Genomic DNA, 25,940 nt, shown 5'->3' on the forward strand with positions numbered 1-25,940 from the left:
AGGGTTATCAAACGTAGATAAACGCTCGACCTGTAGCACCATAAATCACGATTGTGATAATGGCATGAGACTACGAGCATTTGCTATTAGAACGCGAATTTATCACTGTGCCAAGTGGCGGCCCATGATACACACTATTCAATCAGGCAATATACAATGGTATCGACTCGACTAAGCGAATCAGCGTTTAGATAACGACGGAACCAGTCTAACTTAGGGTAACTCAACGACGAAACGAGCGCCTCCTTGGGGTCGGTTCGCGACACTGATATGCCCGTCATACGCTGCCACAATACCCTTAACTATGTGTAAGCCCAAGCCGTGCCCAGGCGTTTGCGAGTCTAGCCGAACTCCACGCTCCAAAATCATATCTTGTAGCTCAGCATCGACCCCAGGGCCATCATCCTCGACAACTAGACAAACCCCATTGCGCTGCACCTGCTGGCCAATTGGTTTCAGCTCAGTCACCGCTATTTTCACTTCTCGACGAGCCCATTTATAAGCGTTATCAGCAAGATTGCCGAATAATTCCATCCAATCCCCTTGGTCGCCAAAGAACTGTAGGTCAGGGTCGATACTAAGCTGCAGAACAATATTCTTGTCGGCATGCAGCTTGGTCAAACTAGCGGTTATTGATGCCGACATTTCGGCGATCTTGATCGGCGTGCTAAAACGCCTGCGCCCTACCGCTGATGCACTTTGTAGCTGGTAATCAATAATCGATTGCATCGCACTCAGCTGCTTACGTACATCGGCGTCGCTGCGCGGATCGTAGTGTAATCCCGACAACACCGCAATTGGGGTTTTTAAGCTATGCGCGAGATTGCCCATCACTTCTTTCTGACGATCGATACGCGCCGATTCATGATTAAGAAGCTGATTAAGATTCTGCGTTAAGCGATTGACTTCTAACGGATAATTCTCATCAAAGCGTTGCTTTTCACCACGCTCTATTTGCCCGACTTGAACAATAACTTTGCGTAGAGGGTTCAACGCCCAACCCAGCACCACCAATAATAGAGTCAACAAAACTGCTCCAAGACCAAGCAACCAAAACAGCAACTGCTGCTGATATTTGGCAATTCGATCTAGGTAAACTTGTGCGAATTCAGCAACTTCGATGGTAAGCCGAAGGTCGCCGGAGTCGGTCTCCCAAGCCACTGCCAAAGACTGCGTAAATAACCGAGGATGCTCAAGCCAAGCGGTGTCCGACGAAAACTCGAACTCACCAAGCTCAGATGCTAAACGCGGCAGTGATTCACCGAGCAAAGAGCGCGACTGCCAAACCACTTGACCGTCGAAGGAGCGGATCTGCGCAAACAATGACGAGTCGGTTTGTGATAAGCGAGGCTCTGGCAACGATTCCGGCATCGACACTTGCCCATCGACCACTTCTAAATTAGCGATCAACAACAAAATTTGATTGCGCAAAGCCGCTTCAGCATTACTCATAACGCTCTGCTCAAACGCGCGCCCCAAACCTACACTCATCAGACTCAGAAACACAACCAACACGATACTGGTTGCAACAAGCAGCCTGCGACGAAGTGAAATCATGGTCGACGAGTGCCCTAGCTAAGTATTATTCCGAGCCAAACGAAAGCGATACCCACGACCGCGCTGAGTCTCAATCGGATTTAGTGTGCCATCAGGGTCTAGTTTTTTGCGTAACCGACGGATAAACACTTCGATGGTGTTGCTATCGCGATCATCGTCTTCTTCATAAATATGATCAACCAACTCGCGCTTAGAAAGCACCTTACCGGTGTGCATCATCAAATACGACAAAAGCCGATATTCGAACGCGGTAATGGTTAGTGATTCGCCATCTAGAAACACTTGCTTCGACGACGTATCAATTTTCACTGGCCCACACTCCAAACTATTGTCAGCAAGGCCCACCGAACGTCGGAGCAATACTTTTAAACGAGCCGATAACTCTTGAGGATGAAATGGTTTGGTTAAGTAATCATCAGCACCAGCCTCCAAGCCTTCAACCTTTTCTTGCCATCGACTACGAGCCGTCAAAATAAGGATCGGATAACTGTGCCCGCCTGCTCGGACGCGCTTAATTAGCTCAACACCGTCTAATTTTGGCAAACCGAGATCAATAATGGCCATATCAATCGGGTATTCTTCGGCAAAATACAGCCCTTCCTCGCCATCACTCGCAACGTCTACCACATAATCTTGCTCGCGCAGACTATCAGCAAGCTGCTGCTGCAAATTGACTTCGTCTTCAACGATTAAAATACGCATACTCGGGCCTCGGCTTGGGACAACAACTAGCGGCTAGCACGAATCGACAGATCGCGAACTTTGCCGTTGGGCATCAGAACCCTAACCTTATAAACACTGCGATCCTTATTTAATTGAATCCGCAACACCTTCGCGTTATAGCGATCCTTAACCTCTTGCACCACCTCGCTACGTGAACGAATGCCATTACTCTGAGCAATATAACGAGATGCGCTTGGAAACGCGTCAAACCTAGACTGAGCATTGACCGGTGCGCCCGACATTAGGGCTATCGATAGACCGGCAGCAAGAATGAAAAAGGTTCGAATCATGGTGTTTAGTAGTCGTTCCGCTGAATTAATAACAATAAAATAATGGAAAGTCGCGTTTAGCTAAATGCTGGGCGGCGAACAAGGCGCGCCGCCGCTTCATTTTATACCGGATCGATTGCGATCTTTAACTTAATTTTATCACCAGGATGATGCCCCATTTGAGTGTGAAAGACACTACCTCGGTATTTGTATGCAACATCATACGCGACTACTTGCTCGCGCGTCACGAAGCTCTCTTTTACTTCACAACGTTGAACCGTTTCATATCGTACGGACTCATAACGGCCCGCTTGGCCACCGCGATAGCGATTATTATTGTCGTGCTTAATATCACGCGCAATCGAACCACCGAGCACTGCACCAGCAACGGTGGCAACATCTCGAGCCTTACCGCCACCACGCTTACCAACCTGATTGGCAATAACGCCACCAATTATAGCACCCAGAATCTCCGGTGTTTTACTGGCTTTTGCGCGCGGCTGCTTATATCCGTTAGACTGGTATCTCACCGGCACACGTTCGTCCCAACATTGCTCAACAGGGTTGCTCACTTGATATGTCTCTACGATCGGTGAAACATCGACGACAGTGGCATAATCGTATAATTCGCCCGAATAATTATCGTACCCCTGCTTTGCCGAAACCGGCGCAGCAATCAATCCAGCGACGGTGGCTGCGATCACTGAACGAGTAACGGAAATTCTGGCTTTTTTGGTATTGAGTTTCATAGTGTGACTCCGGTTTAGTACCCATTGGTAGTTTCAATGAAGTCACTTTAAATCACCGAGCCTGAATAGAAACTGAACTGGCTAGGTATTCGGCTCAAAGCAATCTATAAGTGACTCCTAGAGCGCCCTTTCCCTTTAAATAGTCGTAACACAAATAATCGCAACCCAGAATCGCTCAGCGATTTAGGCTTTGTGTTCTTTTAAATAAGCAAGCAGAGGCTCACCAACCGCACTCTTGCGCCAGCCGTTCATTAGTTTTTTAGACTGACGATACCGAAATAAGTGCTCCATATCCTTACGAGTACCCAGCAGTGCTTGTGCTATTTCCAAATGCTTTGCGCGCTTGGCTAGATGTCGCATCATACCGCTACAAAGGCTTTTCTCCGGCTTGGTGAGAGGTTCAGCCTTACGCCAAATTCGTTCTTCCCCAACGACCACCGATTGAATCACTTCCAGCGCTTGGGGAGCAAGATAACTACCTGACTTGCGTCCAAATACGCCCATTGATTTAATCTGCTCTTCGTTACTCGGCTGCTGAGTCGCCAAATCAAACAATTTCTCATCACGCATTACCCAAGTACGTGGAATATCGCGAGCTTGCGCACTCACTTCGCGCCAACTGGCTAATGCCTTCAAGATATATTGCTGCTTAATGTTCAGGCCTCCGCCCGATAAGCGCTGATAAGCCACTTCAGGGTCAATTACATACTTATCAAGATCATAATAAGTTTCTATCTCTTCTAGATACCAATGGTGTTTGTCGGCATCATCCAAACGCGCCTTAACATCAAGGTAGATAGCTTCTAAGTGTTCGACATCTTCACCGGCATATTTTATCTGCTCAGCGCTAAGCGGACGCCGAGTCCAGTCAGTTCGTGATTGCGTCTTAGGCAGTTCCACACCAGTCACTTCTTCCACTAACGCACCGTAACCTATCTGCATATCGGCGCCACAGAAAGCAGCTGCAAGCTGGGTATCAAAAATAGGTCTCGGCAAAACTCCTAAAGTCTGGTAAATCACTTCCATGTCTTGCCGAGCGGCGTGAAATAACTTGAGGACTTTGGTATCCGAGAACAACGCTTTAATTGCTCCTAGGTCGTCAATCGCCAGCACGTCAATACAATACTGATGCTCGCCAATACCAAGTTGAATTAGGCACAACTTGGCGCTGTATGTTTTTTCACGAAGAAACTCTGTATCAACCGAAACCACACCGGATTCGGCTTGGATCTGCGTGAGGAGAGGCTCTAGGTCCTTGAGCTGGGATTGCTCCTCAATTAAAAAATTCATTGATCTATTTTTGCCGTCGTTTTTAGTATACTTAATCGCTGATGCTACCACGGTGTTCTGTCAAACACCCAATATTCTGCTTAACCCAACCCGTAATTATTGAATGTCAATTGTCCAACAAATTCTGCAAATATATACCTTACGGCGTTCACCGAAGGATATTGCGTACCATCCACCAGCAGCGCTACTATTATTTTTTGTAGCGATTGCGCTGTCGACGATACACCTTTCAAAAACGCCGATTTTTTATTTTCCGACGTTAGCATCGGCGAGCCTATTGGCGGTTGGTGTATCAATTGATTTCCTGATCCTGAAAATTCACAACAAGGCAAATCGCTTTGTCCAAATGACTACCGCCTCGCTTGGTATCGCTTGCCTGACCACGATCATACTAATTATTGCCACCAACGTTAAAGAACTGACTCTACCGGCCTTTGTGGCGCAATTGTGGGGGTTCTACTTGGCCATCATCATTCTCCGCGACGCGCTAGAGTGCTCATTCATTAAATCACTTTTAATCACCATTGCCGCATACTTGGTTAGCGCTAGCTTTATGATTAATCTCTTTCTTGATGTCGATGCTTTCAAAGTACTGCAAGCTCAATCTATGGCTGAGTTGCAGCAAACAACAGAGCAAATCAAAGCGCAATGAAACTGCATATTATTGGAATTTGTGGCACCTTTATGGGCGGTGTGGCACGCCTTGCTCGAGACCTTGGTCATATTGTTACCGGCTCAGACGCCAATACCTATCCGCCAATGAGCACTCAGCTCGAATCACTGGGAATCACCTTATACGAAGGCTTTGCTGCAGAGCAAATTGACCACGACATAGACATTGTCGTCGTCGGCAATAGCATTTCACGCGGCAACCCTGAACTTGAACACGTACTAGAGCGCGGTTTGCGTTACACGTCTGGCGCGCAGTGGCTTGGTGAACATGTATTGCAAGACCGCTGGGTTTTAGCGGTTGCCGGCACGCACGGCAAAACCACAACCAGCAGCATGCTAGCGTGGATACTCGATCAAAATGATCTAGCGCCGGGGTACTTGATCGGCGGAGTGCCGGAAAATTTTGGCCAATCAGCCAGATTAGGCAACACACCTTTTTTTGTGATCGAGGCCGACGAATATGACACCGCCTTTAGCGATAAACGGTCTAAATTTGTCCATTACCGGCCTAGAACATTGGTTCTCAACAACCTTGAATTTGACCATGCCGATATATTTGCTGACTTGCACGCAATCCAAACTCAGGTTCATCACCTAATTAAAACCATTCCAAGCCAAGGCCAAATTATCCATAATCGCCATACCCCCGCACTCGATGAACTACTCAAGTGGGGCGTTTGGAGCGAAACCGCGCGCTTTGGCAGCAGCGATGCAGAATGGGTTGCAAGCAAAACGTCTGATGACGGGTCTAGATTTGAGATCAACCACAAAGGCTCTGCCCACGCAGTTGCTTGGGATCTCATTGGTGACCATAACGTGATGAACGCCTTAGCGGCCGTCGCGGCAGCACACCATGTTGGGATTCGCGTAGAACATGCGGTTGAATCACTCTCTACATTCAAATCAGTTAAACGGCGCATGGAGAAAATTTATGACAACAATGGCATTCGTATTTTCGATGATTTTGCGCATCATCCGACTGCCATTAAAACAACCTTAGAGGGTCTGCGGCATCAAGTTGGCAAGCAAGCGATTATCGCTGTACTTGAGCCCAGATCAAACACTATGAAGCAAGGCATACATAAGCATCTATTAAGCGACGCGTTAAGTGCCGCTGACGCCTGCTTTTTATATGCTAACGGAGATGTCAATTGGGATATTAGCGAGCTCGAAAACGAGCAGATTAGCACTCATCACACCGTTGACTCGCTACTCGAAGCACTTATCTCCAAAACCACACAGCTCGGCGACCAAGCGATCAATGTGGTCGTCATGAGTAACGGAGGCTTTGAAAACCTCCACCAGCGCCTTATTAGCAAATTACCGACACCGTGTTAAGTTTACGTTAACATTCATAATGTTATAAATCCCGTAAAATAGACGAACACGTCATCCGCTTGTGGCTCTAAAGCCACTCCCAATTGAATCCGTAAATTAATGAGAAATACCATGCTTACACACAGTTCCTCCCTCACACAAACACTACGTTCTAGCGCTTTCGTGCTGTGCGCCGCCTTATTGATGGCGTGTCAAGGCGAAACCGTTGCGCAAGAAGTTGATGCTTCAAAATACGAACCTCTTAGCTCACCAATGAAAGTTTCAACCGGAGAGAAGGTTGAAGTTATCGAACTATTTTGGTTCGGATGTGGTCACTGCTATAACCTTGAGTCCTCAGTTAAAACATGGTTGCAAAACAAACCTGAAAACGCAGAATTCGTAAAGGTACCTGCACTATTTAGCAAACGTTGGGAATTTCATGGTCAGGCCTATTACACCATGCAAGCACTGGGCGTTCCGCAACAAGCATACGATGACCTGTTCGCCGAAATACACGTAAAACGTAGCCGAATCGATACATTACCAAGCTTGGTCAAATTTCTTGCGGCATTTGACAAAACCGAAGAGCAAGTAACTTCAGCATTCAACTCTTTTGAGATCGACAGCAAAATGCGATATGCCCGCAAAGTCACTCGTGACTCAGGCGCCACAGGCGTGCCAGCAATCATTGTTGATGGGAAATACCGAACATCTGAACAACTTGGCGGCAAAGGACTACAAATGTTTCAAGTAGTTGATCAATTGATTGCCAAAGCGGCCGCTGAACGCTAAGCTCATATAAATCCATTGAGAAAAGGCTGTCTACGGACAGCCTTTTTTATGGCCAGTTTTGGTTTCAAATCGCTGTTTAATTCACAGATCAACTGTTCGCAAACAGCCAACCTAGTTAGGATGTAGTAAAAAATGGTTAACGCAATAATTACCCCACACGGACACTTAGATGTCTTATCAAAAAGTGAAATCGCTGAGCTACATCGCTCCAGCAACAATGTCTACCAAACCCTATTCCGCAATTGCGCACTAGCCGTTTTAAGCACCGGCGCTAATAGCGACGATGGTCATGAGCTACTCGCAGCCCACTCTGACTTCGATATTGAAGTAATGAGCTCAGCACGCGGCGTTAAACTCAAACTCATTAATGCTCCGGCCAACGCTTTTGTTGGCGGCAGCATTATCGCGGGTATTAGAAATCATTTGTTTGCAGTATTACGAGACATTGTATTCCTACAGGACCAAGTTGAAGTGTGGGAGCAACGTGGCGAGACAATCACCGACATGGTGTTCAAAACGCTGCGCAATGCTCGTGCATTAAAACCACGCAAACGCCCAAATATGATCGTTTGTTGGGGCGGTCACTCAATCAATAAGACTGAGTATGATTACACCAAAGAAGTCGGCTATCGACTAGGCTTGCGAGAGCTCGACATCTGCACCGGCTGTGGCATCGGCGCTATGAAAGGCCCCATGAAAGGAGCGGCAATAGCACACGCTAAGCAACGCATTTCAGATCCAAGATATATTGGCATTACCGAACCAGGAATTATCGCGTCCGAGGCTCCAAATGCCGTGGTCAATGAACTTATTATCATGCCAGACATCGAAAAACGCTTGGAAGCGTTTGTGCGCATGGGACACGGCATTGTGGTATTCCCAGGTGGTGCCGGTACCGCCGAGGAGATTCTGTATATTCTCGGCGTTATGCTGCACGAAAAGAATCGCGGTGTGACCTTGCCACTAGTTTTCACCGGGCCAGCCGAAAGCCGCGCCTACTTCGATCAAATGGATGCGTTTATTGGCGCCACCATAGGACCCGATGCGCAATCACTCTACCGCATCGTAATCGATGACCCCATTGAAGTTGCTAACCATATGGCTCGGCAGATGAAGAAGGTATACAAAAACCGTCGAGCACTAGACGACGCGTTTTTCTATAACTGGTCATTGACCATTGATGAGTCTTTTCAGCATGAATTTATCCCTTCTCATGCAAATATGGCAGCACTGAACCTAAAGAAAGATCAGCCAGCTGCGCATCTTGCCGCCGATTTACGACGCGCCTTCTCAGGCATCGTTGCTGGCAACATTAAGCCTAATGGAATAGACGCCATTGCCAAAAATGGCCCGTATCAATTGGATGGTGATCAAGAGATCATGAGCGCTTTAGATGCCCTGCTTGCTAGCTTTGTAGAACAACGCCGCATGAAATTATCCGGCGAGTACACACCTTGTTATCGCTTAAAGTAATCCACTGAAAATAGTCGGTTGACCGATATTTAATCACAGCGCTATTACAAACTGAGCGTTGTATAACATTATAGAAAATTTAAGAACATTCTTTAAATATCAAACTCTTAAGAAAACAACTTAAAGTTTTTACGCATTTATTATCAAATAAAAAGCCCGTCAATTGACGGGCTTTTTAATGAGTTTAGTTACTCAAATCACACAGCCGCTTTTAGGTGACTAAATCATCAAAAAACGATTTAATTTTGTCCGACCAAGAGTTTTCTTGCGGACTATGCTTACTGCCACCATCATGTAGCGTTGCATCGAACTCTTGCAGTAATTCCTTCTGACGCTTAGTAAGATTAACCGGGGTTTCAACAACCACCTCACAGTATAAGTCGCCGACAAATCCGGCGTTGCGAACATTTTTAACGCCTTTACCGCGTAGACGAAACATCTTTCCAGATTGCGTTCCTGCTGGCACTTTCAATTTAGCTCGTCCAGCTAAGGTCGGCACTTCCAACTCACCGCCGAGCGCCAAGGTAGCGTAGCTAATCGGCACAGTGCAATGCAGATCAACGCCCTCACGAGTGAAAATCGCATGCTTTTTGAGCACAACTGAAACATATAAATCGCCATTAACGCCACCACTACCGGCGCTCTCACCTTCACCAGAGAGACGAATCTGATCGCCTTCATCCACACCAGCTGGGATTTTTACTGACAGCTTCTTGTTTTCCTTAATTCGGCCTTGTCCATGACAGTCGCCACAGGGATCGCTGACCACTGTGCCTTTGCCGTGACACTGCGGGCAAGTTTGCTGTACTGAAAAGAAACCTTGCTGAATTCGAACTTGGCCTTGCCCATGACAAGTACCACACTGGCTTGGTGAACTGCCGGGCTTAGCGCCAGATCCCGAGCAGGTTTTACAGTTCGACATTCGCGGAACAGTAATATTAACTTCAGTACCTTTGACGGCGTCTTCGAGAGAAAGCTCTAAGTTATATCGCAGATCGGCACCGCGACGTTGGCGCTGACGACCACCGCCGCCTCCACCAAAAATATCGCCAAACATATCACCAAAAATATCACCGAAGCCGCCGGCTCCACCGCCAAAACCGCCAGCGCCACCACCGCCCATACCACCTTCGAACGCAGCATGACCAAACTGATCATACGCAGCACGCTTCTCACCATCAGAAAGTACTGTATAGGCTTCCTTCGCTTCTTTAAATTTAGCCTCAGCCTCGGTATCGTCGGGGTTGCGATCTGGATGGTGCTTCATTGCCAACCGACGGTAGGCCTTCTTTAACTCCGCCTCATCGACCGACTTTGATACACCCAATACTTCGTAATAATCTCGTTTTGCCATAATACTTACAATATTTGGAAACGCCGCAGCGTCAATTTAGACCCAGTTTAAACAACAACCTCCGCCAATAAGCGGAGGTTGATGGTCCTTAGGTACTTTAGTAGAAACCAAGCGTTACTTGCTTGCCTGCGACATATGTACCCAAGCTTAACTTGAACGTGCTACGTCCGCCGTTTAGGCATCCTTACGCTCGTCATCGTTTACTTCTTCAAACTCAGCGTCGACGACATTGTCGTCTTGAGCCGCGCCCGAATCAGCCGCATCTGCGCCTTCAGCACCTTGAGTTTGAGCGTACATCTGCTCTGCAAGCTTATGGCTAGCTTGCATCAGCGCTTCGGTTTTGGCGTTAATCGCATCAACATCGTCGGACTTAACCGCTTCTTCAACTTCAGCAATCGCCGCTTCGATAGCAGTTTTTTCGCTAGCATCAAGCTTGTCACCAGCATCTTCCATGGTTTTCTTAACACCATTAACCATCGACTCGGCCTGATTACGCGCTTCAACCAATGCTTTCGCCTTGGCATCTTCTTCAGCGTGTGCTTCAGCATCTGAAATCATCGCTTCAATCTCTTCATCACTCAGACCTGAGCTCGATTTGATCACGATTTTGTTCTCTTTGCCAGTCGCTTTATCTTTTGCCGAAACGTGCATAATACCGTTGGCATCAATATCAAAAGTCACTTCAACCTGTGGCACACCACGTGGCGCTGGCGGAATATCCGACAAGTCAAATCGACCCAATGACTTATTACCAGCAGCCATCTCACGTTCACCTTGAAGCACGTGAATAGTAACCGCACTTTGGTTGTCTTCAGCAGTTGAAAACACTTGACTCGCATTAGTTGGGATCGTTGTATTTTTATCGATCAAGGCTGTGCGAACACCGCCCATAGTCTCAATACCAAGCGTCAATGGCGTCACATCAAGCAACAAAACGTCTTTGACATTGCCACCTAATACACCACCTTGAATCGCTGCGCCCATCGCAACAGCTTCATCTGGGTTAACATCGCGACGCGCTTCTTTTCCGAAGAACTCTTGTACCGCTTCTTGTACTTTCGGCATACGTGTTTGACCACCAACCAAAATTACATCATCGATTTCACTGGCAGACAAGCCGGCGTCTTTTAAAGCCATTTTACAAGGATCAATAGTGCGCTTAATTAGGTCGCCAACTAATGACTCCAACTTGGCACGTGACAACTTAAGCACCAAGTGTTTTGGACCTGTTGCATCGGCCGTGATGTAAGGCAAATTAATTTCGGTTTGCGAACTAGAAGACAGTTCAATCTTAGCTTTTTCAGCCGCTTCCTTTAAGCGCTGCATGGCTAATGCATCGCCTTTAAGGGTGATGTTCTGATCCTTCTTAAATTCGTCGGCAAGATAATCAATAATGCGATTATCAAAGTCTTCACCGCCTAGGAAGGTGTCTCCGTTAGTCGACAACACTTCAAATTGGTGCTCACCATCGATGTCAGCAATCTCAATAATTGACACATCAAAGGTACCACCACCAAGGTCATACACGGCGATCTTACGGTCACCGGTTTTTTGATCCATACCGTAGGCTAGTGCAGCAGCTGTTGGCTCATTAATAATACGCTTAACGTCTAGGCCAGCGATCTTGCCTGCATCTTTCGTTGCTTGGCGTTGAGCGTCATTAAAGTAAGCCGGTACAGTCACTACGGCTTCAGTGACTTCTTCACCAAGAAATTCCTCGGCAGTTTTTTTCATTTTTTGCAGTACCCGTGCCGACACTTCAGGTGCCGCCATGGCTTTGCCATTCGCTTCTACCCAAGCATCGCCATTCTTCGCCTTAACGATTTTGTACGGCATTAGATCTTTGTCGCGCTGCACGACTTCTTCGTCAAATTTACGACCGATTAGTCGTTTGACGGCATACAGCGTATTCGCTGGATTAGTAACAGATTGACGTTTGGCAGGTTGGCCTACTAATACTTCGCCATCATCAGCGAATGCAACATACGAAGGCGTCGTGCGATCACCTTCGCTGTTCTCGATAACGCGTGGCTTGTCGCCATCCATTACCGCAACGCAAGAGTTAGTGGTACCCAGATCGATTCCAATAATTTTGCCCATTTTGTATTACCTCAAATAATAAAGTTGTTCTGCCCTGAGTAGTAGGGCTCATATTTGTGAATTCAACCGTCAAGCTGCTCTAAAGTGACGATTTTTGATGAAAAGTGTCGCTATTTAGCTACCACTACCATCGCTGGTCGTAATAATCGCTCATGCAACTGAAAGCCACTTTGAATGACATTCAAAATACAGCCAGAGGCGACATCAGCAGACTCCACTAAACTCATCGCTTGATGCAGATTTGGGTCAAGCTTGTCACCAACATTTGGCACAATCTCACTGATCGAGAATTTACTGAAGCCAGCCTGTAATTGCTTCAAGGTTATGTTCACTCCTTCGTGCACGCTTTTAATCGCATCATCGGCATCGTCAGCAAGCTCCACGGCAACCGCAAGCTTTAAGCTGTCATAAACATTGAGCATCTCCTTAGCAAACCCTTCAACAGCAAATTTGCGACTGTTCGAGACTTCTTTCTCTGCACGACGACGCACATTGTCTTCTTCTGCTTTCGCACGTAAAAATGCATCCTTCAGATTCGCTACCTCAATCTGAGCAGCCTCAAGTTCAGACTCGACGCTGCCGGGCTGCGGAGCATCCTGCGCTCCTTCCCCTGCACTCTGGTCTACTTGATCATCCACCATTACATCTGGTTGATTGTCAGTCCCCGCCTGCGTGTCAGCATTGGCGGCACTAGCTTGGTCTAAGTCTGTTTTCTTTTGATCGGTCATAAGTCTAAAATTAAGCATCGAAATGAATGCGTGAATTATGGGGATTGAATTAGGTAGATCAAGCATATTGATCGAATTTTGATCAATATTTTCTATCGACTGTACCGCCGTAATACATTATCGCTGAGTCAATACAGCACTGATCCGGCTGAAAGCTTGTAAACTCAGCATCACACATCTCACCACTTTAGCTAACCTTGCCTAGCCTTGGCGCGATCGATCTACTGACATCATCTATAGCGCAAAATTCAGTCGTATTCCCATTGAACGAAGCCCAACCTCACTCAAGCTAGAACACCGCATACGCTAAATAGCGAGACCTGTTTCAAGCCACCTCCCGAGTCACCAGAAATACGTGAAAATAGAGATAAAAACATCGATCAAAAATGACTTGTGTTTTATCAGAAAGAAATTAGAATGTCGGCACTTTTTTAACCCTTGGGGTTTTTATGTTACGTCGCTAATTGCGCGTTATTGGATCGTCTATTGGCCGCACTATGCAGCGCCAACCATTCCGCCAAGAAACGCGTTAGCTTTTTTATCACCGCTGTTTTTACGAGGATGTGTCGATGACGCTCGAAACTGTTAATTGCGCCACCGTCAACGCTGGCGCTCTACCTGTTCAATCGAATACTAACCAAATTGACTCCAGCTCCAATGCTGTGCAGTGCAACTGGCCAACCCATAATCAAACCGAAATTGATTCCAGCCATACCGCTGATCACTTTATCGTTCGCAACGGCGTAGAGTTTGCCGGCACGCATATTATTCTGGATTTATGGGGCGCCAAAAACTTAGACAACTTAGAGCTAATGGAGCAGGCGCTACGCAAAGCGGTTGACGTGGCTGGCGCAACTCTGCTGCATATCCATCTACACCACTTCACACCCAATGGTGGTATTTCAGGGGTCGCGGTACTTGCCGAGTCTCACATTAGCGTACACACTTGGCCGGAACGAAACTTTGCGGCATTTGATGTTTTTATGTGCGGCGACGCGCAACCGGAAGCTACCATACCGGTGCTCCGCGACGCATTTAAGCCGGCTAATATCAATGTGTCAGAGCACCTACGCGGTGCAAATATTGAGCACATCGAACCGGCTAACGATCTCTAATACGCACGCGATGAAGTCACTGCGTGGAACAAGCGCGGCTAACGAACCAACTACTCGCCTAATCAATAGCGCCAGCAACTAAGTAGCGATAGAAACTATGAAGCACTTTAAAGAAACTCTGTACGACGCGGTATGCCAAGAATATCGTATCGACAAAATGTATTTTGAGAATAAGACTGACCATCAGCACTTAATGATTTTTCATAACGCCCAATTAGGTCGCGTTATGACCTTAGACGGCGTAGTGCAAACCACTGAAGCCGATGAGTTCATCTATCACGAAATGCTCGCCCACACGCCCATCTTGGCACATGGATCAGTAAAGCGCGTGTTAATCATTGGCGGCGGCGACGGCGGCATGATTCGTGAGGTTCTGAAACACCCAGTTGAGCATGTAACTCAAGTCGAAATTGATCAGGCCGTTGTAGACATGGCAATAGAATACCTGCCAAATCATTCAGCGGGCGCCTACGATGACGAGAGACTAAACTTGGTAATCGCAGATGGCTTCGATTTTGTAAAAGAATATGCCGACAGCGACAACCCAAAATTTGATGTAATCATCTCAGACAGCACTGACCCAATCGGGCCAGGCGAAGTTCTGTTCACTAATGATTTTTATGCGCATGCAAAGAACTGCCTAACCAACGAAGGCATTATGGTGACGCAAAATGGAGTGCCATTCTTCCAAGAAGATGAAATTCAAAACACTCACGCAAGAATGGGCGCACATTTCTCTGATATGCGCTTTTATTGCGCACCAATCCCGACTTACTACGGCGGTTTCATGACCTTCGCATGGGGGACCAATAACCACGCAGCCGGTCATCGAACTGAAAGCGCGATCGAGCAGTCCTTTCAAGCACTCGAACTCAACACAAAATACTACAACCCCGCGATCCACCTAGCTTCGTTTGCCCTACCCCAATACGTCAAACGCGCTATTGGTAAAGCTTAGTCACGTTGAGCATCAACAGCGGTCGATAAGTCTAATGAATCCTACCAATGGGAGTTACTAATGCTGCCGAATGAAAAAATTGACCAACGGCCCCTGCTGATCAACGCAGAACCAGACAATGCGTCAGCCGAATTTTATCGGCAGCAGGTTGCCATACATGGCTCACCACTATTGATCTTCAACGCTCAAGTTCTACGCAATCAATTTAAAGCCTTACAATCCGCGCTTCCGGAGGTAGATCTATATTATGCCGTTAAGGCGCATCCGGACCCGGAAATCATCCATGTAATAGACCAGTTAGGCGGCGGGTTTGACATTGCATCAGCTGGCGAAATGAACCTGTTACTAGCACACAAAATATCAGGGCGGCGTACGATTCACACACACCCGATCAAAAAGGATCAGGAAATCCGTGACGCATTACGCTTTGGCGCCACTACGTTTGTGGTAGACAACTTACACGAGCTAAAGAAACTAGTGCCTTATCGTTCTCGCGTTGGCGTGCTGCTGCGCGTTAGCTTTCGAAGCGCTGCAGCCATGGTAGATTTATCCAAAAAATTTGGTTGCGCCCCAGAAGAAGTTGAGCAATTGGTAAAGGACGCCGACGACTTAGGCATTCATATTAAGGGCTTATCGTTTCATGTTGGTTCTCAATGTACCGACGCCAGCAAGCATGTCGAGGCGATCGAAAAATGCCATCAACTAATGCAAGAAATCAATGCTACCGCCAATAAACCTCTAAGCATATTAGATATTGGTGGTGGATTCCCTGCCGACTACGAGTTACAAGGAATCGACATCAACGCTTTTTGTGCGCCGATCAGAGCTGCGCTTGCGCAACTACCCCAAGATTGGCACCTGATTGCCGAGCCAGGCCGCTATTTAATTGCGCCCGCTGTTACCAGCGTTACTACGGTCGCCGGAAAATCTAAGCGCAACGGGTATCATTGGTATTATCTGGATGACGGCATATACGGTTCTTATTCAGGCCAGCTTTTTGACCATGCGATCTACCCACTAGAAGTGTTCCGCGATGGCGAGCACTACCCTAGCATTATTGCGGGCCCGACTTGCGACAGTATCGACGTGGTTGCCGAGAATATTTCAATGCCAGAATTAGAAATTGGCGACTTACTTATTGGTCATCAAATGGGGGCCTACACCGCGGCGACTAAAACCCGCTTCAACTCAATTCCAGACGCAAAACTGATCGTTATTAATGACTGAATGCGATAATACCGGGCAAGCTTAAACAGTAAGTGCCTGCTATATAAAAAAATACCCCGACCATGAAATCCATGATCGGGGCCAAATATGCCTCACGTTTAGTCAGGCATCGGCTACTGCACAATTCAGAGGTAAATATTACCCAGCCCTTCTGAGTCGCCGCATGGCATCAACTTCTTCACGCTCGAGGACTCGAAGGTCAAACTCGAATGGGAACTCCATCTGACAAGGAGTTCCATCACACACTGCAGGGTCAAAATCAGTTGCCCCAACAACCGCAGTAGCAATGTTTGTAATACGCTCATCAGGACTGTTATATACAGCAATATTTATCACTTTACCTTGTTCGCTAACATTGGCGATTAAGAACAACTTGCCCGGCATGCCGATCGCCTTATTCGCATTAATCAAGGCTTTATAAATATCCTTCGTACCTTTTTTGGGGTATGGCGGCTGCTCAGTTTCTTTCAGAATGCCGTAGTTAGCTCGGAACGCAGCTTTCTGCTCCGCGCTCAATGCTTGATAGCTTTTATTGAAGGGGATTGCCGATTCTACTTCGATCGGCCGAGTTCGAGAGCCAGTCACTTTATCACCGTAAATGCGAAATTTTTCCGCTGCCATCGCTTCAGCACCAATTAATACCATTATGGTAATACAGGCAGATTTCACCACCGTCGAATCTAATTTCAACATACTTACTCCTCATTCATTTCCACTGATTGTGCATAACTGCACGGATATCATTTACAAATAGGTTCGACGACGAGCTGCTTCACTTTGATCGCGTGCCGAACAATCACTTGCTCTTACATACTTAGATGCAAAGTCAGTGGCTTTGGATTCAAAAAAAGAAGAGAAATTATGTTTGTTAAATATCAGAAACTTAGAGACAGTCCTTATAAAGGATTCATTCCGAAAGCGACAACAATCCGTGTCTATTTACAGTGTTAGCGGCAAAAAATTGTCGAAAGGTTTTATCTAATCGAAGAATGAAGGAGCAAAAATCAGCACATAACCAACTAAAAGCGCCATCACAAAGCCATAGCCAAAACCCAGAGCGGCAACCGTCACGATTAAACTCGTGTGGTCAAACAAGGAAATCGGCTCAACTAGCTGCAAATAATTGTCGTGCAGTGCAAAAATGACCAGTGTGGCCAATGCTGCGGTGATCAAACCCGATATTAGCGAAGCTTTCCAATAGACGGAGCCTGGTTTGGCATGCAGGTAAACCGATAGAAATAGTGATACGGCAGTAATAAAATGTGGCGTGTAGTATTCGAGCATTCGGAGAAAGGGTTGAGTACCGATCAATCTTTTTATACCATGCTTCGCGCTATGATACAGCGCAATTAATCACTAGTTAAAGGTATGTGGTAACGCAAAAGCAATGCCTCTCAGTAACCAGAGCATCGCTTTAGCAAACACGCATTAAGGCAAAATTCAAACTACGCTGGGCTTAATCTTGCATTAATGAGTCTTGTAAGAGTTGGGTAACAAACTCAGCCTTATTGCTACTTTGATGGAACACCGCATAGGCTGCTCGTTCAAATACCGGAGCATCGGCGACATAGCTAATCTCACCACGCTGAACCGCTGAACGCACCATTGGCTCGGCAAGGTAGGCCGCCCCACCATTCGCCTTGATCGCCTCAAATGCGATACGACCAGAGCTGGTATACAGCTTGGCGATCGATGAGCTCGGAAACGCAGCCGCATGTTGCACGCCGAAATAGGTTCCCCAGTCGACGTAAATATAACGGTCTTGTATTGCATCGTCGATCGACACATCAGGGTTAGACGAAACTAAGCGCAAATTTATCTTACTAAAGATCTGGGATGTGAGTTGCGGTGAGTGTGGCGCATCGTAAAAGAATGCCAAGTCTATCGAACGGTTAAGAACCTTTTCAACCAACACATCGGCGCTATAAATGTCAGCATTCATTGCCAAATCAGGTTGAGCTAACAACACTTGATTCAACCAGTCTTGCAGTAAGATATCCCACAATCCAGGTAAACCACCAACGTTCAAACTGTATTGCATACCATTCGGCAGACTAACCTCCTGACGTGCACGATTCCACATATCCACAATGCTACTGGCATGAATCACCAGCGCTTCACCACTCGGACTCAAATGGATATTGCTTCTCTCACGAATAAATAACTCAGCACCTAGACTCTCTTCCAGCGCCTTGATACGTGCACTCACAGCCGACTGCGTGACACACAGGTTATTCGCCGCCCGCCCAAAATGTCGAGTCTTGGCTACTTCGAGAAAGGTCTTAAAAGCATTAATATCCATTTAGCAGTGCGGTGCTCTCAAATTTGGCTAGGTGACTGGGCATGACAAACAAAGATATTGATCGTGACAATAAAAATAATTCTTTTTACATAGTCATATCATAGTCCAATAATTAGTGTGACGTTAAGCCTTGTTTATAAGCCACATTTATAATGATGTCGCATCTAAACATCCTAACTAGTTTTAACTTTCTAACTACACAACGGAGTCGCATATCATGCGCAAACACAGCTCAAAATCCGACCATCAAAGCGAAGAATTGTTGTTCGGCGATTTTGAAGACATGTCTGAAGACCAGTTCTTCGAACAGTTTGAAAAGAAGGATAGCCGAAAAAGTAGCAAACGCAAGCGTGATGCTAGACGACAAATTGAAAGGTACAACGAAGATCGAGAGCTTGCTCGATGGATCAACGACTACCACTTAGAAGCGTAACGTACAGTTAGACGTCGACACTAGCTACACACACACCACGTGTATAACTTTGACGGCTAATTAGGTAATAACTAGATCAGGTTTAGCTGATGACTGGCTATCGTCAATTAGACCTATCTACCGGCTACAAGCAATTACATTCACCAGCAATCGCGGCCACGGTGTGAAAAGCGGCTCCGTCACAACTTGGGAGCCGCTGTTTAACCCAGACACCGATCCAAACTACCTACCTTCCATGGATGGTACTAAATAATAAATCAAAATTAGGCTTCTCAATCAAGATTACGCTTTAACATTTTGCTGAACCATAAAGCGCTGTTTTTAGGCGTTCGCCTAAATGTTTTGAAGTCGACATGGTGTAATCCGAAGCGCTTTTGGTATCCTTGCGCCCATTCAAAATTATCCAACAGCGACCATGCAAAATAGCCTTTTAGATTAACCCCGTTGTCAATAGCATTTGCACACTCCTCTAAGTAGCTCGCATAGTAGTCAATTCGTCGCTGATCGTTGACACTGCCATCTACAAGTTCGTCATCATAAGCACAACCATTCTCGGTAATATATAACGCGGGATTATCATATCTAGCGGCTATCCACTCTAATAGTTTACGACAACCCCACGGCACGACGGCCCACTGCATGTCGGTTTTCTCCCAGTCTTTATCAACCGTCAGATCAATCCCTTGGTCTTCAGATAAACCGCCGTTGCCGTAAACATTTTGATCCTTTACGTCACCGTCAGACTCCGATGCAAGCATCGTGGTGTAATGATTAAGACCAAAAAAATCAGAAGAACCTTGTATTAGTGCTTTGTGCTCGGGAGTCATTTCTGGCAACCGATCTGCAACCTTATCGCGCATTGCTTGAGGGTAATCTCCCAAATAAATCGGATCGGCAAACCAACCTAAAAAGAACTCAAGTGCGCGCTGCGCTGCAGCATGATCTTGCGGATCATTCGTTAACGGCTCGCGCCAATCACAATTATTAGTAATGCCAATCACTCCACCTTGAGTCGATTGAAATTGTTCACGATAGATTTTTACGGCTTTACCATGCGCTAATAACAAATTGTGAGCAACTTGGTATGGCTCGGAATTTGAGCTATGCCCAGGCGCAAACACACCTTGGCCATGACCCAACACCGAGACGACCCAGGCTTCGTTAATGGTGATCCAGTGCTTAACTCGATCGCCATACTGCTCAAAACACAATTGCGCATAGTCAGCAAATAGACCAGAAGTCTTTTCGCCCATCCAACCACCGTCTGATGTCTGCAGGTCATCAGGCAGATCCCAATGATAGAGTGTAACCCACGGCTGAATGCCATGCGACAAACAGCAATCAATTAAGCGATTGTAAAAATCAATACCGGCTTGATTTACATTGTCGCGCGTGCCGTTTGGTAACAACCTAGGCCACGAGATAGAAAAACGATATGCGCCGACGCCCATATTCGCCATGAGTTTCACGTCTTCGGCGAAGCGATGAAAGTGATCGCAGGCTTGCTCGCCACTGTCACCGTTAACAACATTGCCCGGAATGTCACAAAAAGCATCCCAAATTGACCGGCCTCGGCCGCCTTGATTTGCACCGCCTTCGATTTGGTAAGCCGACGTAGCGGTTCCCCATATAAAGTCATCAGGAAATCGATTAATTAGCGACATGGTTATGCTCCTTTAACAACATCTTGCGGCAATCGGTCGAACCATGTCTTTTTGAGCACGATAGTGCTGACAATCGCGATACCGGCAGTAACAACTAACGGCAAACCTGATTTAAGGACAATAAATATCGGTAGAATCACCAATGAGGTCTGCCAAATAACCCCAATAAATACGTTAAACGCGTCGCGCTTAAAATTATCATTTGGCGCAAAACTCGGGTCTTCAGCCATCACCTTGTCGCGAATCGGCCCCCAAAAGCCCCAGGGTTTTACGTTTTTGTAAAATGCTTTTAGCGTTTCATCGTCCACCGGCTTGGTCAATAAGGTGCCGGCTATACAACCAATTACCGCGAGCAACAACATCAACGGGAATGTATAAAGGTCAAATACTCCTTCGAAGATATATCGAAACGTTAACGCCGGGACTAATCCGCCAACCATACCCCAGAAAAAACCAGTGCCATTAAATCTCCACCAGTACCACTTTAATACATTAGCGGCGACGTAGCTGCCGTATAGGCCCGACACGATCCATTGCAAAATATTGTTTACGTTGCCAGCAAAGAATCCCAATACAATACTGACCGAGACCATGAGCAATCCGGCGCTCCAGTTGATTCTCGTTATAGTTTTAGCATTGGCTTCAGGGTTAATGTGCTTCAGGTAGATATCATTAACCAAGTACGCCTGCGTAGCGTTAAGCGTGCCGGCAAAAGTTGACATAAAGGCCGCTAATAAGCCAGCCAACAACAGGCCAAGCACACCTGAAGGAACAAATTCGTTAATCGCTGATGGCAATATTTGCTCGAAATCGATCTGCCCGTTCACCATCAAATCTAGCTTGTCAAAATTCAACACGGCCAAAACCCCAAATCCGGCGATCATGAAGTACCTTAGTGGCATTAAAATCAAGCTCACCGAGCCGCTCATTAGTGCTGCTTCGCGTGGGGATTTAGTGGACAATATCTTCTGCATGTCGTAATTCGGCGCAGGCCCCGCCATGCTGACCAACACACCTTTGAAAATCATCATCATGAAAAAGATATGAAAGATTCCAAAATTGTCGCTCACGATTTTGTCGTTAACCTCTGGGATAATACGCCCCCAATCAAGCGATGAACTGGTTCCAAAAAATGGCGTCAACCAACCATCAGGAACCAATAAGGACTGATCTCCCAACGCATTCATGGCTATAACACCGATTACAATTGCCGCTATAGCCATTAACACAAACTGAATCACATCGGCCCAAACAATACTCATCATGCCGCCCAGCACCGAATAGAAAACAGCGAAACAGGTTAGCACCACTCCGTAGAAATGCGGCACATATTGAGGCGAGACGGAAAACGGCAAATACGCCGAAACGACTTCCCATGGTAAAAATATCTCTACGAATTTACCGACCCCAATGAAGCCATAGGCTAAATAGCCAAGACCAAGCAGGATCGCAAATACCACGATCACGGTGTGGGATAATTGTGCGCCGGTACCATGGCCAAATCGCGTGCCAATCCATTCAGCACCAGTCGAGACATTCGAACGACGTAACCACATCGACAAAAAGACCATCAAAAAGATCTGGTTGAACACTGGCCATAACCATGGAATCCAAGCGCTCTTGAGCCCGTAAACAAACAATAGAGTGACAAGCCACATGGTGCCGGAGATATCAAACATACCCGACGCGTTCGACAAACCGAGCATATACCAAGGCAGCTTATTGCCCCCCAACATATAGTCTTTCTTTGATCTTTCGGCGCGCTTCTTTAGCACTAATCCAATCACTACCGTAGCGAGCAAATACGCTACGATAATCGAAAAATCCAGCATTGATAGTTGCATCCAAATCTCCGGCAGGACGTACAGCTTGCTAAACAAGCCAACCGTAGCCCTATATTTTTATAATTATAATTTAGTTAAGGTAATCGTTTACCATTATCGCTTAATAGCCGCTAACATTTCCAGCTTAATAAAAATTATTTTCAACTAGATGTTAAATTCGGATCTAGACGAACCAAGCTAAACCCACCTCAGCCATAAGAAATAAGTCTTCAACTCCGTCAATAACAGCCTTAGCCTGGCGCTTTAGAGAAAACAAATGTGACCATTTATTTTTATTTATTTTCAATCACTTAAAAAAGATTATTAACACTAAAACTCCAGTGACAATAAAGCCACAGCGATCAATATCAGAGCGAATTTTACCGAGTGTAAATCGTGAATCGCCCACCCTAATATCTCGAAATTTCGTACAAATTGCCTATTAACTAATTTGCGACCTTCGCTATTTAGCGGCAATATCTATGCCCATCCACTGTACAGAGAGGACCTTTTTCACCTCACCAAAGTCAAAATAAGGAAATCGTTTCCATTTTTACCAATAGAATCGCCTGCAATTCGGTCAAACCGAGCGAAGTCCTCACGTCTGTTATTTCTTCCCCACCGAAATCCTGTTAGAGTCTTGCGAAACAAACTCGTCAACCCACTTAGTAAGTCTATGGCAAAAATCGGAATCAAGGAGCTCGCCAAAATTGCTGGCGTATCTACCGCGTCAGCTTCTCGCGCATTGAGTAATCCGAGTCGAGTGTCAAAAAAAATGCGCGACAAGGTACAGGCCGCTGCACTTGAGATCGGCTACAGCCCAAATAGACTCGGCGCCAGTTTGCGCACTTCTAAGTCAGGCAACATAATTGCCATTATTCCAGACATCAGCGATACATTTAACTCAGGAGTAATTCAATCTCTCGAGCGCGCCGCCGCAGATCGCGGATACTCGGTTCTGTTTGGTGATACACAAGGGTTGAGGTCTCGAGAGTTAGTCTACGGCAGCATGGTAAAGTCACGACAAGCCGATGGCATTATCGTTCTCTCGCACCGCCTACCCTTCGAAGATCGCGACCTCGCCTCTGAGCACTTTGTGTTGCCACCACTAGTGAATTCCTGTGAGTTTGCTGAATCGTCACTGATAGACACCAGCACAATCCCTTGGGTCTCAATCGACAATGTGCAGGCAGGGCGCGACGCGGTGGAACACTTATTGTCATTAGGCCACAAAAAAATCGCAGTAATTACAGGCGACCCAGAATCTCCAAGTTCACAACAACGTTTGGAAGGCTATAAAGCAGCGTTGGAAAACGCCGGCGTGGAGCTAACCGCTGATTTAATACATGAGGGCGAGTACACGCTAGAGGCTGGAGTGCGAGTCACGGAAACTATTTTATTGGCTAAAAACCGCCCCACTGCGATCTTTTGCATGTGCGATGAAATGGCACTAGGTTGTATCGCCACGTTAAAAAGACACGGCTTTAGTGTGCCTCAAGATATGTCTGTGGTTGGTTTTGATGACATTCGTTTTGCTGAATATTTATCGCCGACGCTAACCACTATCCGTCAGCCTGTTGAAGAGATTGGCCGAACTTGCGCGAATATATTGCTGGATATTATTGATTGTGAGCCTCTCGACAATCCGAAACACATTCTACCGCACGAACTAATGGTGCGAGATAGCTCAGCAAGACTTCGCTGAGCCATCATCAAACTTATCCGTATATGCAGTAAGCCCGCTTAGACGCTATCTGAAAACCGGTAGTCAGCAAACTGGTCACGCAGCTTCATCTTATGAATTTTGCCGGTTGCTGTGTGCGGAAGCTCATCAACAAAAGCGACTTCTTCAGGCATCCACCATTTTGCGACCTTGCCATCCATGAAATCAAGAATTTCCTGAGGCGACACCTCAACCCCGGGCTCTTTAACAACAATCAACAAAGGCCGCTCATCCCATTTAGGATGAACAACACCAATAACCGCCGCTTCGGCGACCGCTTCATGACCTACCGCGCAATTCTCCAGATCGATTGACGATATCCACTCGCCGCCAGACTTAATAACATCTTTGGTGCGGTCAGTAATAACCATATTGCCATCTGGGTTGATACTTGCCACGTCACCAGTATCGAACCAACCTTGGCTATCCAAAGCGGAATCATCATGTTTAAAGTACCGCTCAACAACCCAAGGTCCTTTAACCTTAAGCGCGCCGAACGCGACGCCATCCCAGGGCTGCTCAACATCATTTTCGTCGACAATCTTCATCGACACACCAAACACTGGTCGCCCGGCCCGAACGCGAAGCTGGTCGTATTCGGCATCGCTATAATGTGATCGCGGATGCTTAGGGGCATTGAAGGTACCTAGCGGAGCCATTTCAGTCATCCCCCAACCGGTTACCGTGGTAACCCCATGATTTTGTTCAAAATCATGCATAATACTGAGCGGGCAAGCCGAGCCGCCAACACCGACACGCTGCAGAGATTCAACTGTCTTACCAGCTTTTTTCAAGTAAGTTAACAATGCCAACCAAACCGTAGGCACGCCAACCGCATACGTCACGCCTTCTTCAGAGATCAGCCGATGCAGGGTTTCACCATCGCCCATTTTGGATCCAGGAAAAATAAGTTTAAAGCCAGCCAGTGCCGCTGAGTAAGGCATATTCCAAGCGTTTACATGAAACATAGGCACAATCGGTAATGCCACATCGTGGGCGCCCAACCCCATACCGTCGCTTAAGCAACAAGCATAGGACTGCAGCACCAATGAACGGTGCGAGTACAACACACCTTTAGGGTTTCCGGTAGTGCCCGAGGTGTAACACAACGAACATGCGGTAGTTTCATTCAATTCAGGCCATTCAAAATCTGCCGACTGCTCAGCCAGCAACGTTTCATAACAGTAAACAGACTCTAAGGTAGTGTCAGGCATAGAAGCTTCGTCGGACATCACGATAAAGCCTTTTACGTTTGGAATCGAGGTTGATATGGCCTCAAGTAAAGGCAAGAACATCGGGTCGACAAGTAAGTATTGGTCTTCGGCATGATTAATGATGTAAACCAATTGCTCGGGGAATAAGCGCGGATTAATCGTGTGACACACTGACCCGCTGCAAGCAACGCCGTAATAGACTTCCATATGACGGTAATCGTTCCAAGCTAAGGTGCCAACCACCTCCCCTTGCTTAACACCTAGCTGTTGTAGAGCGTTGGCCAACTGACCTGCACGATCGTAGCACTCAGCTTGTGTGTATACATGACGAGGGTTGTCGTGGGTAACGGAGACAATTTCACTGTCCCCATTAATAGCTCTACCGTGCCGCATCAACGCGGTAATAGTGAGCTGCTCGTCCATCATTAATCCAAGCATTTAAGCCTCCTAATATTGG

At 46.7% G+C, this 25,940-nt stretch carries 23 protein-coding genes; 9 read left to right on the forward strand and 14 right to left on the reverse strand.

Annotated features, from left to right (window positions below; all coding sequences use genetic code 11):
* Positions 1-213: 213 nt before the first annotated feature.
* The 5 genes from DFR28_RS07190 to rnd form a co-directional block, all read right to left on the reverse strand.
* Positions 214-1,557, reverse strand: a complete 1,344-nt coding sequence (locus DFR28_RS07190) for an ATP-binding protein (protein WP_113953660.1) — start codon at positions 1,555-1,557, stop codon at positions 214-216.
* Positions 1,558-1,575: 18 nt separating this feature from the next.
* Positions 1,576-2,259: a response regulator transcription factor gene (locus DFR28_RS07195; protein ID WP_113953661.1), complete on the reverse strand. Its 684-nt coding sequence runs from the start codon at positions 2,257-2,259 to the stop codon at positions 1,576-1,578.
* 26 nt (positions 2,260-2,285) lie between these two features.
* Positions 2,286-2,570 (reverse strand): PepSY domain-containing protein, encoded by a 285-nt coding sequence (locus DFR28_RS07200; RefSeq protein ID WP_113953662.1) that lies wholly within the window; start codon positions 2,568-2,570, stop codon positions 2,286-2,288.
* 101 nt (positions 2,571-2,671) lie between these two features.
* On the reverse strand, positions 2,672-3,298 hold the full coding sequence (locus DFR28_RS07205) for a glycine zipper 2TM domain-containing protein (RefSeq protein ID WP_113953663.1): 627 nt from the start codon (positions 3,296-3,298) through the stop codon (positions 2,672-2,674).
* A gap of 183 nt (positions 3,299-3,481) precedes the next feature.
* Positions 3,482-4,588 carry a ribonuclease D gene (rnd, locus tag DFR28_RS07210; protein ID WP_113953664.1) on the reverse strand — a complete coding sequence of 369 codons (1,107 nt, stop codon included), beginning with the start codon at positions 4,586-4,588 and terminating at the stop codon, positions 3,482-3,484.
* 103 nt (positions 4,589-4,691) lie between these two features.
* Here rnd and DFR28_RS07215 point away from each other — a divergent pair, with 103 nt between their 5' ends.
* From DFR28_RS07215 to ppnN, 4 genes are all read left to right on the forward strand, one after another.
* Positions 4,692-5,240, forward strand: a complete 549-nt coding sequence (locus DFR28_RS07215) for a hypothetical protein (RefSeq protein ID WP_113953665.1) — start codon at positions 4,692-4,694, stop codon at positions 5,238-5,240.
* Positions 5,237-6,598 carry a UDP-N-acetylmuramate:L-alanyl-gamma-D-glutamyl-meso-diaminopimelate ligase gene (gene mpl, locus DFR28_RS07220; protein ID WP_113953666.1) on the forward strand — a complete coding sequence of 454 codons (1,362 nt, stop codon included), beginning with the start codon at positions 5,237-5,239 and terminating at the stop codon, positions 6,596-6,598. The genes DFR28_RS07215 and mpl overlap by 4 nt, the downstream gene beginning before the upstream one ends.
* 111 nt (positions 6,599-6,709) lie before the next feature.
* Complete coding sequence (locus tag DFR28_RS07225; protein ID WP_170132007.1) at positions 6,710-7,369, forward strand: thiol:disulfide interchange protein DsbA/DsbL; 660 nt, start codon at positions 6,710-6,712, stop codon at positions 7,367-7,369.
* A 132-nt stretch (positions 7,370-7,501) separates the two neighbouring features.
* Positions 7,502-8,842, forward strand: a complete 1,341-nt coding sequence (ppnN, locus tag DFR28_RS07230; RefSeq protein ID WP_113953668.1) for a nucleotide 5'-monophosphate nucleosidase PpnN — start codon at positions 7,502-7,504, stop codon at positions 8,840-8,842.
* A gap of 211 nt (positions 8,843-9,053) precedes the next feature.
* Here the strand turns inward: ppnN and dnaJ are convergent, their stop codons facing one another.
* The 3 genes from dnaJ to grpE all read right to left on the reverse strand — a co-directional run bounded on the left by dnaJ (position 9,054) and on the right by grpE (position 13,024).
* Positions 9,054-10,196 (reverse strand): molecular chaperone DnaJ, encoded by a 1,143-nt coding sequence (gene dnaJ / locus DFR28_RS07235; protein ID WP_113953669.1) that lies wholly within the window; start codon positions 10,194-10,196, stop codon positions 9,054-9,056.
* A gap of 174 nt (positions 10,197-10,370) precedes the next feature.
* Complete coding sequence (gene dnaK, locus DFR28_RS07240; protein WP_113953670.1) at positions 10,371-12,296, reverse strand: molecular chaperone DnaK; 1,926 nt, start codon at positions 12,294-12,296, stop codon at positions 10,371-10,373.
* Between the two features lie 110 nt (positions 12,297-12,406).
* A complete protein-coding gene (gene grpE / locus DFR28_RS07245) occupies positions 12,407-13,024 on the reverse strand; it encodes a nucleotide exchange factor GrpE (protein ID WP_170132008.1) in 618 nt (205 codons plus the stop codon).
* Positions 13,025-13,593: 569 nt separating this feature from the next.
* Here grpE and speD point away from each other — a divergent pair.
* The 3 genes from speD (at position 13,594) to DFR28_RS07260 (ending at position 16,324) form a co-directional block, all read left to right on the forward strand.
* Positions 13,594-14,139, forward strand: coding sequence for an adenosylmethionine decarboxylase (speD, locus tag DFR28_RS07250; RefSeq protein ID WP_113953672.1), 546 nt, complete (start codon positions 13,594-13,596; stop codon positions 14,137-14,139).
* A 97-nt stretch (positions 14,140-14,236) separates the two neighbouring features.
* Entirely contained in the window at positions 14,237-15,097 is an 861-nt protein-coding gene (gene speE, locus DFR28_RS07255; protein WP_113953673.1) for a polyamine aminopropyltransferase, read from the forward strand.
* 60 nt (positions 15,098-15,157) lie between these two features.
* Complete coding sequence (locus DFR28_RS07260; protein WP_113953674.1) at positions 15,158-16,324, forward strand: type III PLP-dependent enzyme; 1,167 nt, start codon at positions 15,158-15,160, stop codon at positions 16,322-16,324.
* Positions 16,325-16,462: 138 nt separating this feature from the next.
* Here the strand turns inward: DFR28_RS07260 and DFR28_RS07265 are convergent, their stop codons facing one another.
* From DFR28_RS07265 to DFR28_RS07275, 3 genes are all read right to left on the reverse strand, one after another.
* A complete protein-coding gene (locus DFR28_RS07265; RefSeq protein ID WP_113953675.1) occupies positions 16,463-17,017 on the reverse strand; it encodes an energy transducer TonB in 555 nt (184 codons plus the stop codon).
* Positions 17,018-17,302: 285 nt separating this feature from the next.
* On the reverse strand, positions 17,303-17,608 hold the full coding sequence (locus DFR28_RS07270) for a hypothetical protein (RefSeq protein WP_113953676.1): 306 nt from the start codon (positions 17,606-17,608) through the stop codon (positions 17,303-17,305).
* A gap of 172 nt (positions 17,609-17,780) precedes the next feature.
* Positions 17,781-18,626: a LysR family transcriptional regulator gene (locus DFR28_RS07275; RefSeq protein WP_113953677.1), complete on the reverse strand. Its 846-nt coding sequence runs from the start codon at positions 18,624-18,626 to the stop codon at positions 17,781-17,783.
* Between the two features lie 217 nt (positions 18,627-18,843).
* On the opposite strand from DFR28_RS07275, the gene DFR28_RS07280 reads away from it, so the two are divergent.
* On the forward strand, positions 18,844-19,059 hold the full coding sequence (locus DFR28_RS07280; RefSeq protein WP_113953678.1) for a PA3496 family putative envelope integrity protein: 216 nt from the start codon (positions 18,844-18,846) through the stop codon (positions 19,057-19,059).
* A gap of 272 nt (positions 19,060-19,331) precedes the next feature.
* On the opposite strand, the gene DFR28_RS07285 is transcribed toward DFR28_RS07280, so the two are convergent.
* Together DFR28_RS07285 and DFR28_RS07290 are read right to left on the reverse strand one after the other, a co-directional pair.
* Positions 19,332-20,723, reverse strand: a complete 1,392-nt coding sequence (locus DFR28_RS07285) for a GH1 family beta-glucosidase (RefSeq protein WP_113953679.1) — start codon at positions 20,721-20,723, stop codon at positions 19,332-19,334.
* Between the two features lie 2 nt (positions 20,724-20,725).
* On the reverse strand, positions 20,726-22,567 hold the full coding sequence (locus DFR28_RS07290; protein ID WP_113954531.1) for a sodium:solute symporter family protein: 1,842 nt from the start codon (positions 22,565-22,567) through the stop codon (positions 20,726-20,728).
* A gap of 655 nt (positions 22,568-23,222) precedes the next feature.
* On the opposite strand from DFR28_RS07290, the gene DFR28_RS07295 reads away from it, so the two are divergent.
* Positions 23,223-24,251, forward strand: a complete 1,029-nt coding sequence (locus tag DFR28_RS07295; RefSeq protein ID WP_113953680.1) for a LacI family DNA-binding transcriptional regulator — start codon at positions 23,223-23,225, stop codon at positions 24,249-24,251.
* Positions 24,252-24,289: 38 nt separating this feature from the next.
* On the opposite strand, the gene DFR28_RS07300 is transcribed toward DFR28_RS07295, so the two are convergent.
* The gene (locus DFR28_RS07300; protein ID WP_113953681.1) at positions 24,290-25,921 is read right to left on the reverse strand and encodes a long-chain-fatty-acid--CoA ligase; all 1,632 of its coding nucleotides are present in this window, start codon (positions 25,919-25,921) and stop codon (positions 24,290-24,292) included.
* Between the last annotated feature and the right edge of the window lie 19 nt (positions 25,922-25,940).

Source organism: Arenicella xantha, from assembly GCF_003315245.1.
GTDB lineage: Bacteria > Pseudomonadota > Gammaproteobacteria > Arenicellales > Arenicellaceae > Arenicella > Arenicella xantha.

Excerpts from the sequence above, each read along its gene's own strand:
- speE (WP_113953673.1), top strand. The coding sequence starts at position 14,237 with ATGAAGCACTTTAAAGAAACTCTGTACGACGCGGTATGCCAAGAATAT.
- DFR28_RS07225 (WP_170132007.1), top strand. The coding sequence starts at position 6,710 with ATGCTTACACACAGTTCCTCCCTCACACAAACACTACGTTCTAGCGCT.
- grpE (WP_170132008.1), bottom strand. The coding sequence starts at position 13,024 with ATGACCGATCAAAAGAAAACAGACTTAGACCAAGCTAGTGCCGCCAAT.
- DFR28_RS07300 (WP_113953681.1), bottom strand. The coding sequence starts at position 25,921 with ATGCTTGGATTAATGATGGACGAGCAGCTCACTATTACCGCGTTGATG.
- DFR28_RS07270 (WP_113953676.1), bottom strand. The coding sequence starts at position 17,608 with ATGCTCGAATACTACACGCCACATTTTATTACTGCCGTATCACTATTT.
- DFR28_RS07205 (WP_113953663.1), bottom strand. The coding sequence starts at position 3,298 with ATGAAACTCAATACCAAAAAAGCCAGAATTTCCGTTACTCGTTCAGTG.
- DFR28_RS07275 (WP_113953677.1), bottom strand. The coding sequence starts at position 18,626 with ATGGATATTAATGCTTTTAAGACCTTTCTCGAAGTAGCCAAGACTCGA.
- DFR28_RS07280 (WP_113953678.1), top strand. The coding sequence starts at position 18,844 with ATGCGCAAACACAGCTCAAAATCCGACCATCAAAGCGAAGAATTGTTG.
- DFR28_RS07190 (WP_113953660.1), bottom strand. The coding sequence starts at position 1,557 with ATGATTTCACTTCGTCGCAGGCTGCTTGTTGCAACCAGTATCGTGTTG.
- DFR28_RS07260 (WP_113953674.1), top strand. The coding sequence starts at position 15,158 with ATGCTGCCGAATGAAAAAATTGACCAACGGCCCCTGCTGATCAACGCA.
- DFR28_RS07265 (WP_113953675.1), bottom strand. The coding sequence starts at position 17,017 with ATGTTGAAATTAGATTCGACGGTGGTGAAATCTGCCTGTATTACCATA.
- ppnN (WP_113953668.1), top strand. The coding sequence starts at position 7,502 with ATGGTTAACGCAATAATTACCCCACACGGACACTTAGATGTCTTATCA.
- speD (WP_113953672.1), top strand. The coding sequence starts at position 13,594 with ATGACGCTCGAAACTGTTAATTGCGCCACCGTCAACGCTGGCGCTCTA.
- dnaK (WP_113953670.1), bottom strand. The coding sequence starts at position 12,296 with ATGGGCAAAATTATTGGAATCGATCTGGGTACCACTAACTCTTGCGTT.
- DFR28_RS07195 (WP_113953661.1), bottom strand. The coding sequence starts at position 2,259 with ATGCGTATTTTAATCGTTGAAGACGAAGTCAATTTGCAGCAGCAGCTT.
- DFR28_RS07295 (WP_113953680.1), top strand. The coding sequence starts at position 23,223 with ATGGCAAAAATCGGAATCAAGGAGCTCGCCAAAATTGCTGGCGTATCT.
- DFR28_RS07200 (WP_113953662.1), bottom strand. The coding sequence starts at position 2,570 with ATGATTCGAACCTTTTTCATTCTTGCTGCCGGTCTATCGATAGCCCTA.
- rnd (WP_113953664.1), bottom strand. The coding sequence starts at position 4,588 with ATGAATTTTTTAATTGAGGAGCAATCCCAGCTCAAGGACCTAGAGCCT.
- mpl (WP_113953666.1), top strand. The coding sequence starts at position 5,237 with ATGAAACTGCATATTATTGGAATTTGTGGCACCTTTATGGGCGGTGTG.
- DFR28_RS07285 (WP_113953679.1), bottom strand. The coding sequence starts at position 20,723 with ATGTCGCTAATTAATCGATTTCCTGATGACTTTATATGGGGAACCGCT.
- DFR28_RS07215 (WP_113953665.1), top strand. The coding sequence starts at position 4,692 with ATGTCAATTGTCCAACAAATTCTGCAAATATATACCTTACGGCGTTCA.
- DFR28_RS07290 (WP_113954531.1), bottom strand. The coding sequence starts at position 22,567 with ATGCAACTATCAATGCTGGATTTTTCGATTATCGTAGCGTATTTGCTC.
- dnaJ (WP_113953669.1), bottom strand. The coding sequence starts at position 10,196 with ATGGCAAAACGAGATTATTACGAAGTATTGGGTGTATCAAAGTCGGTC.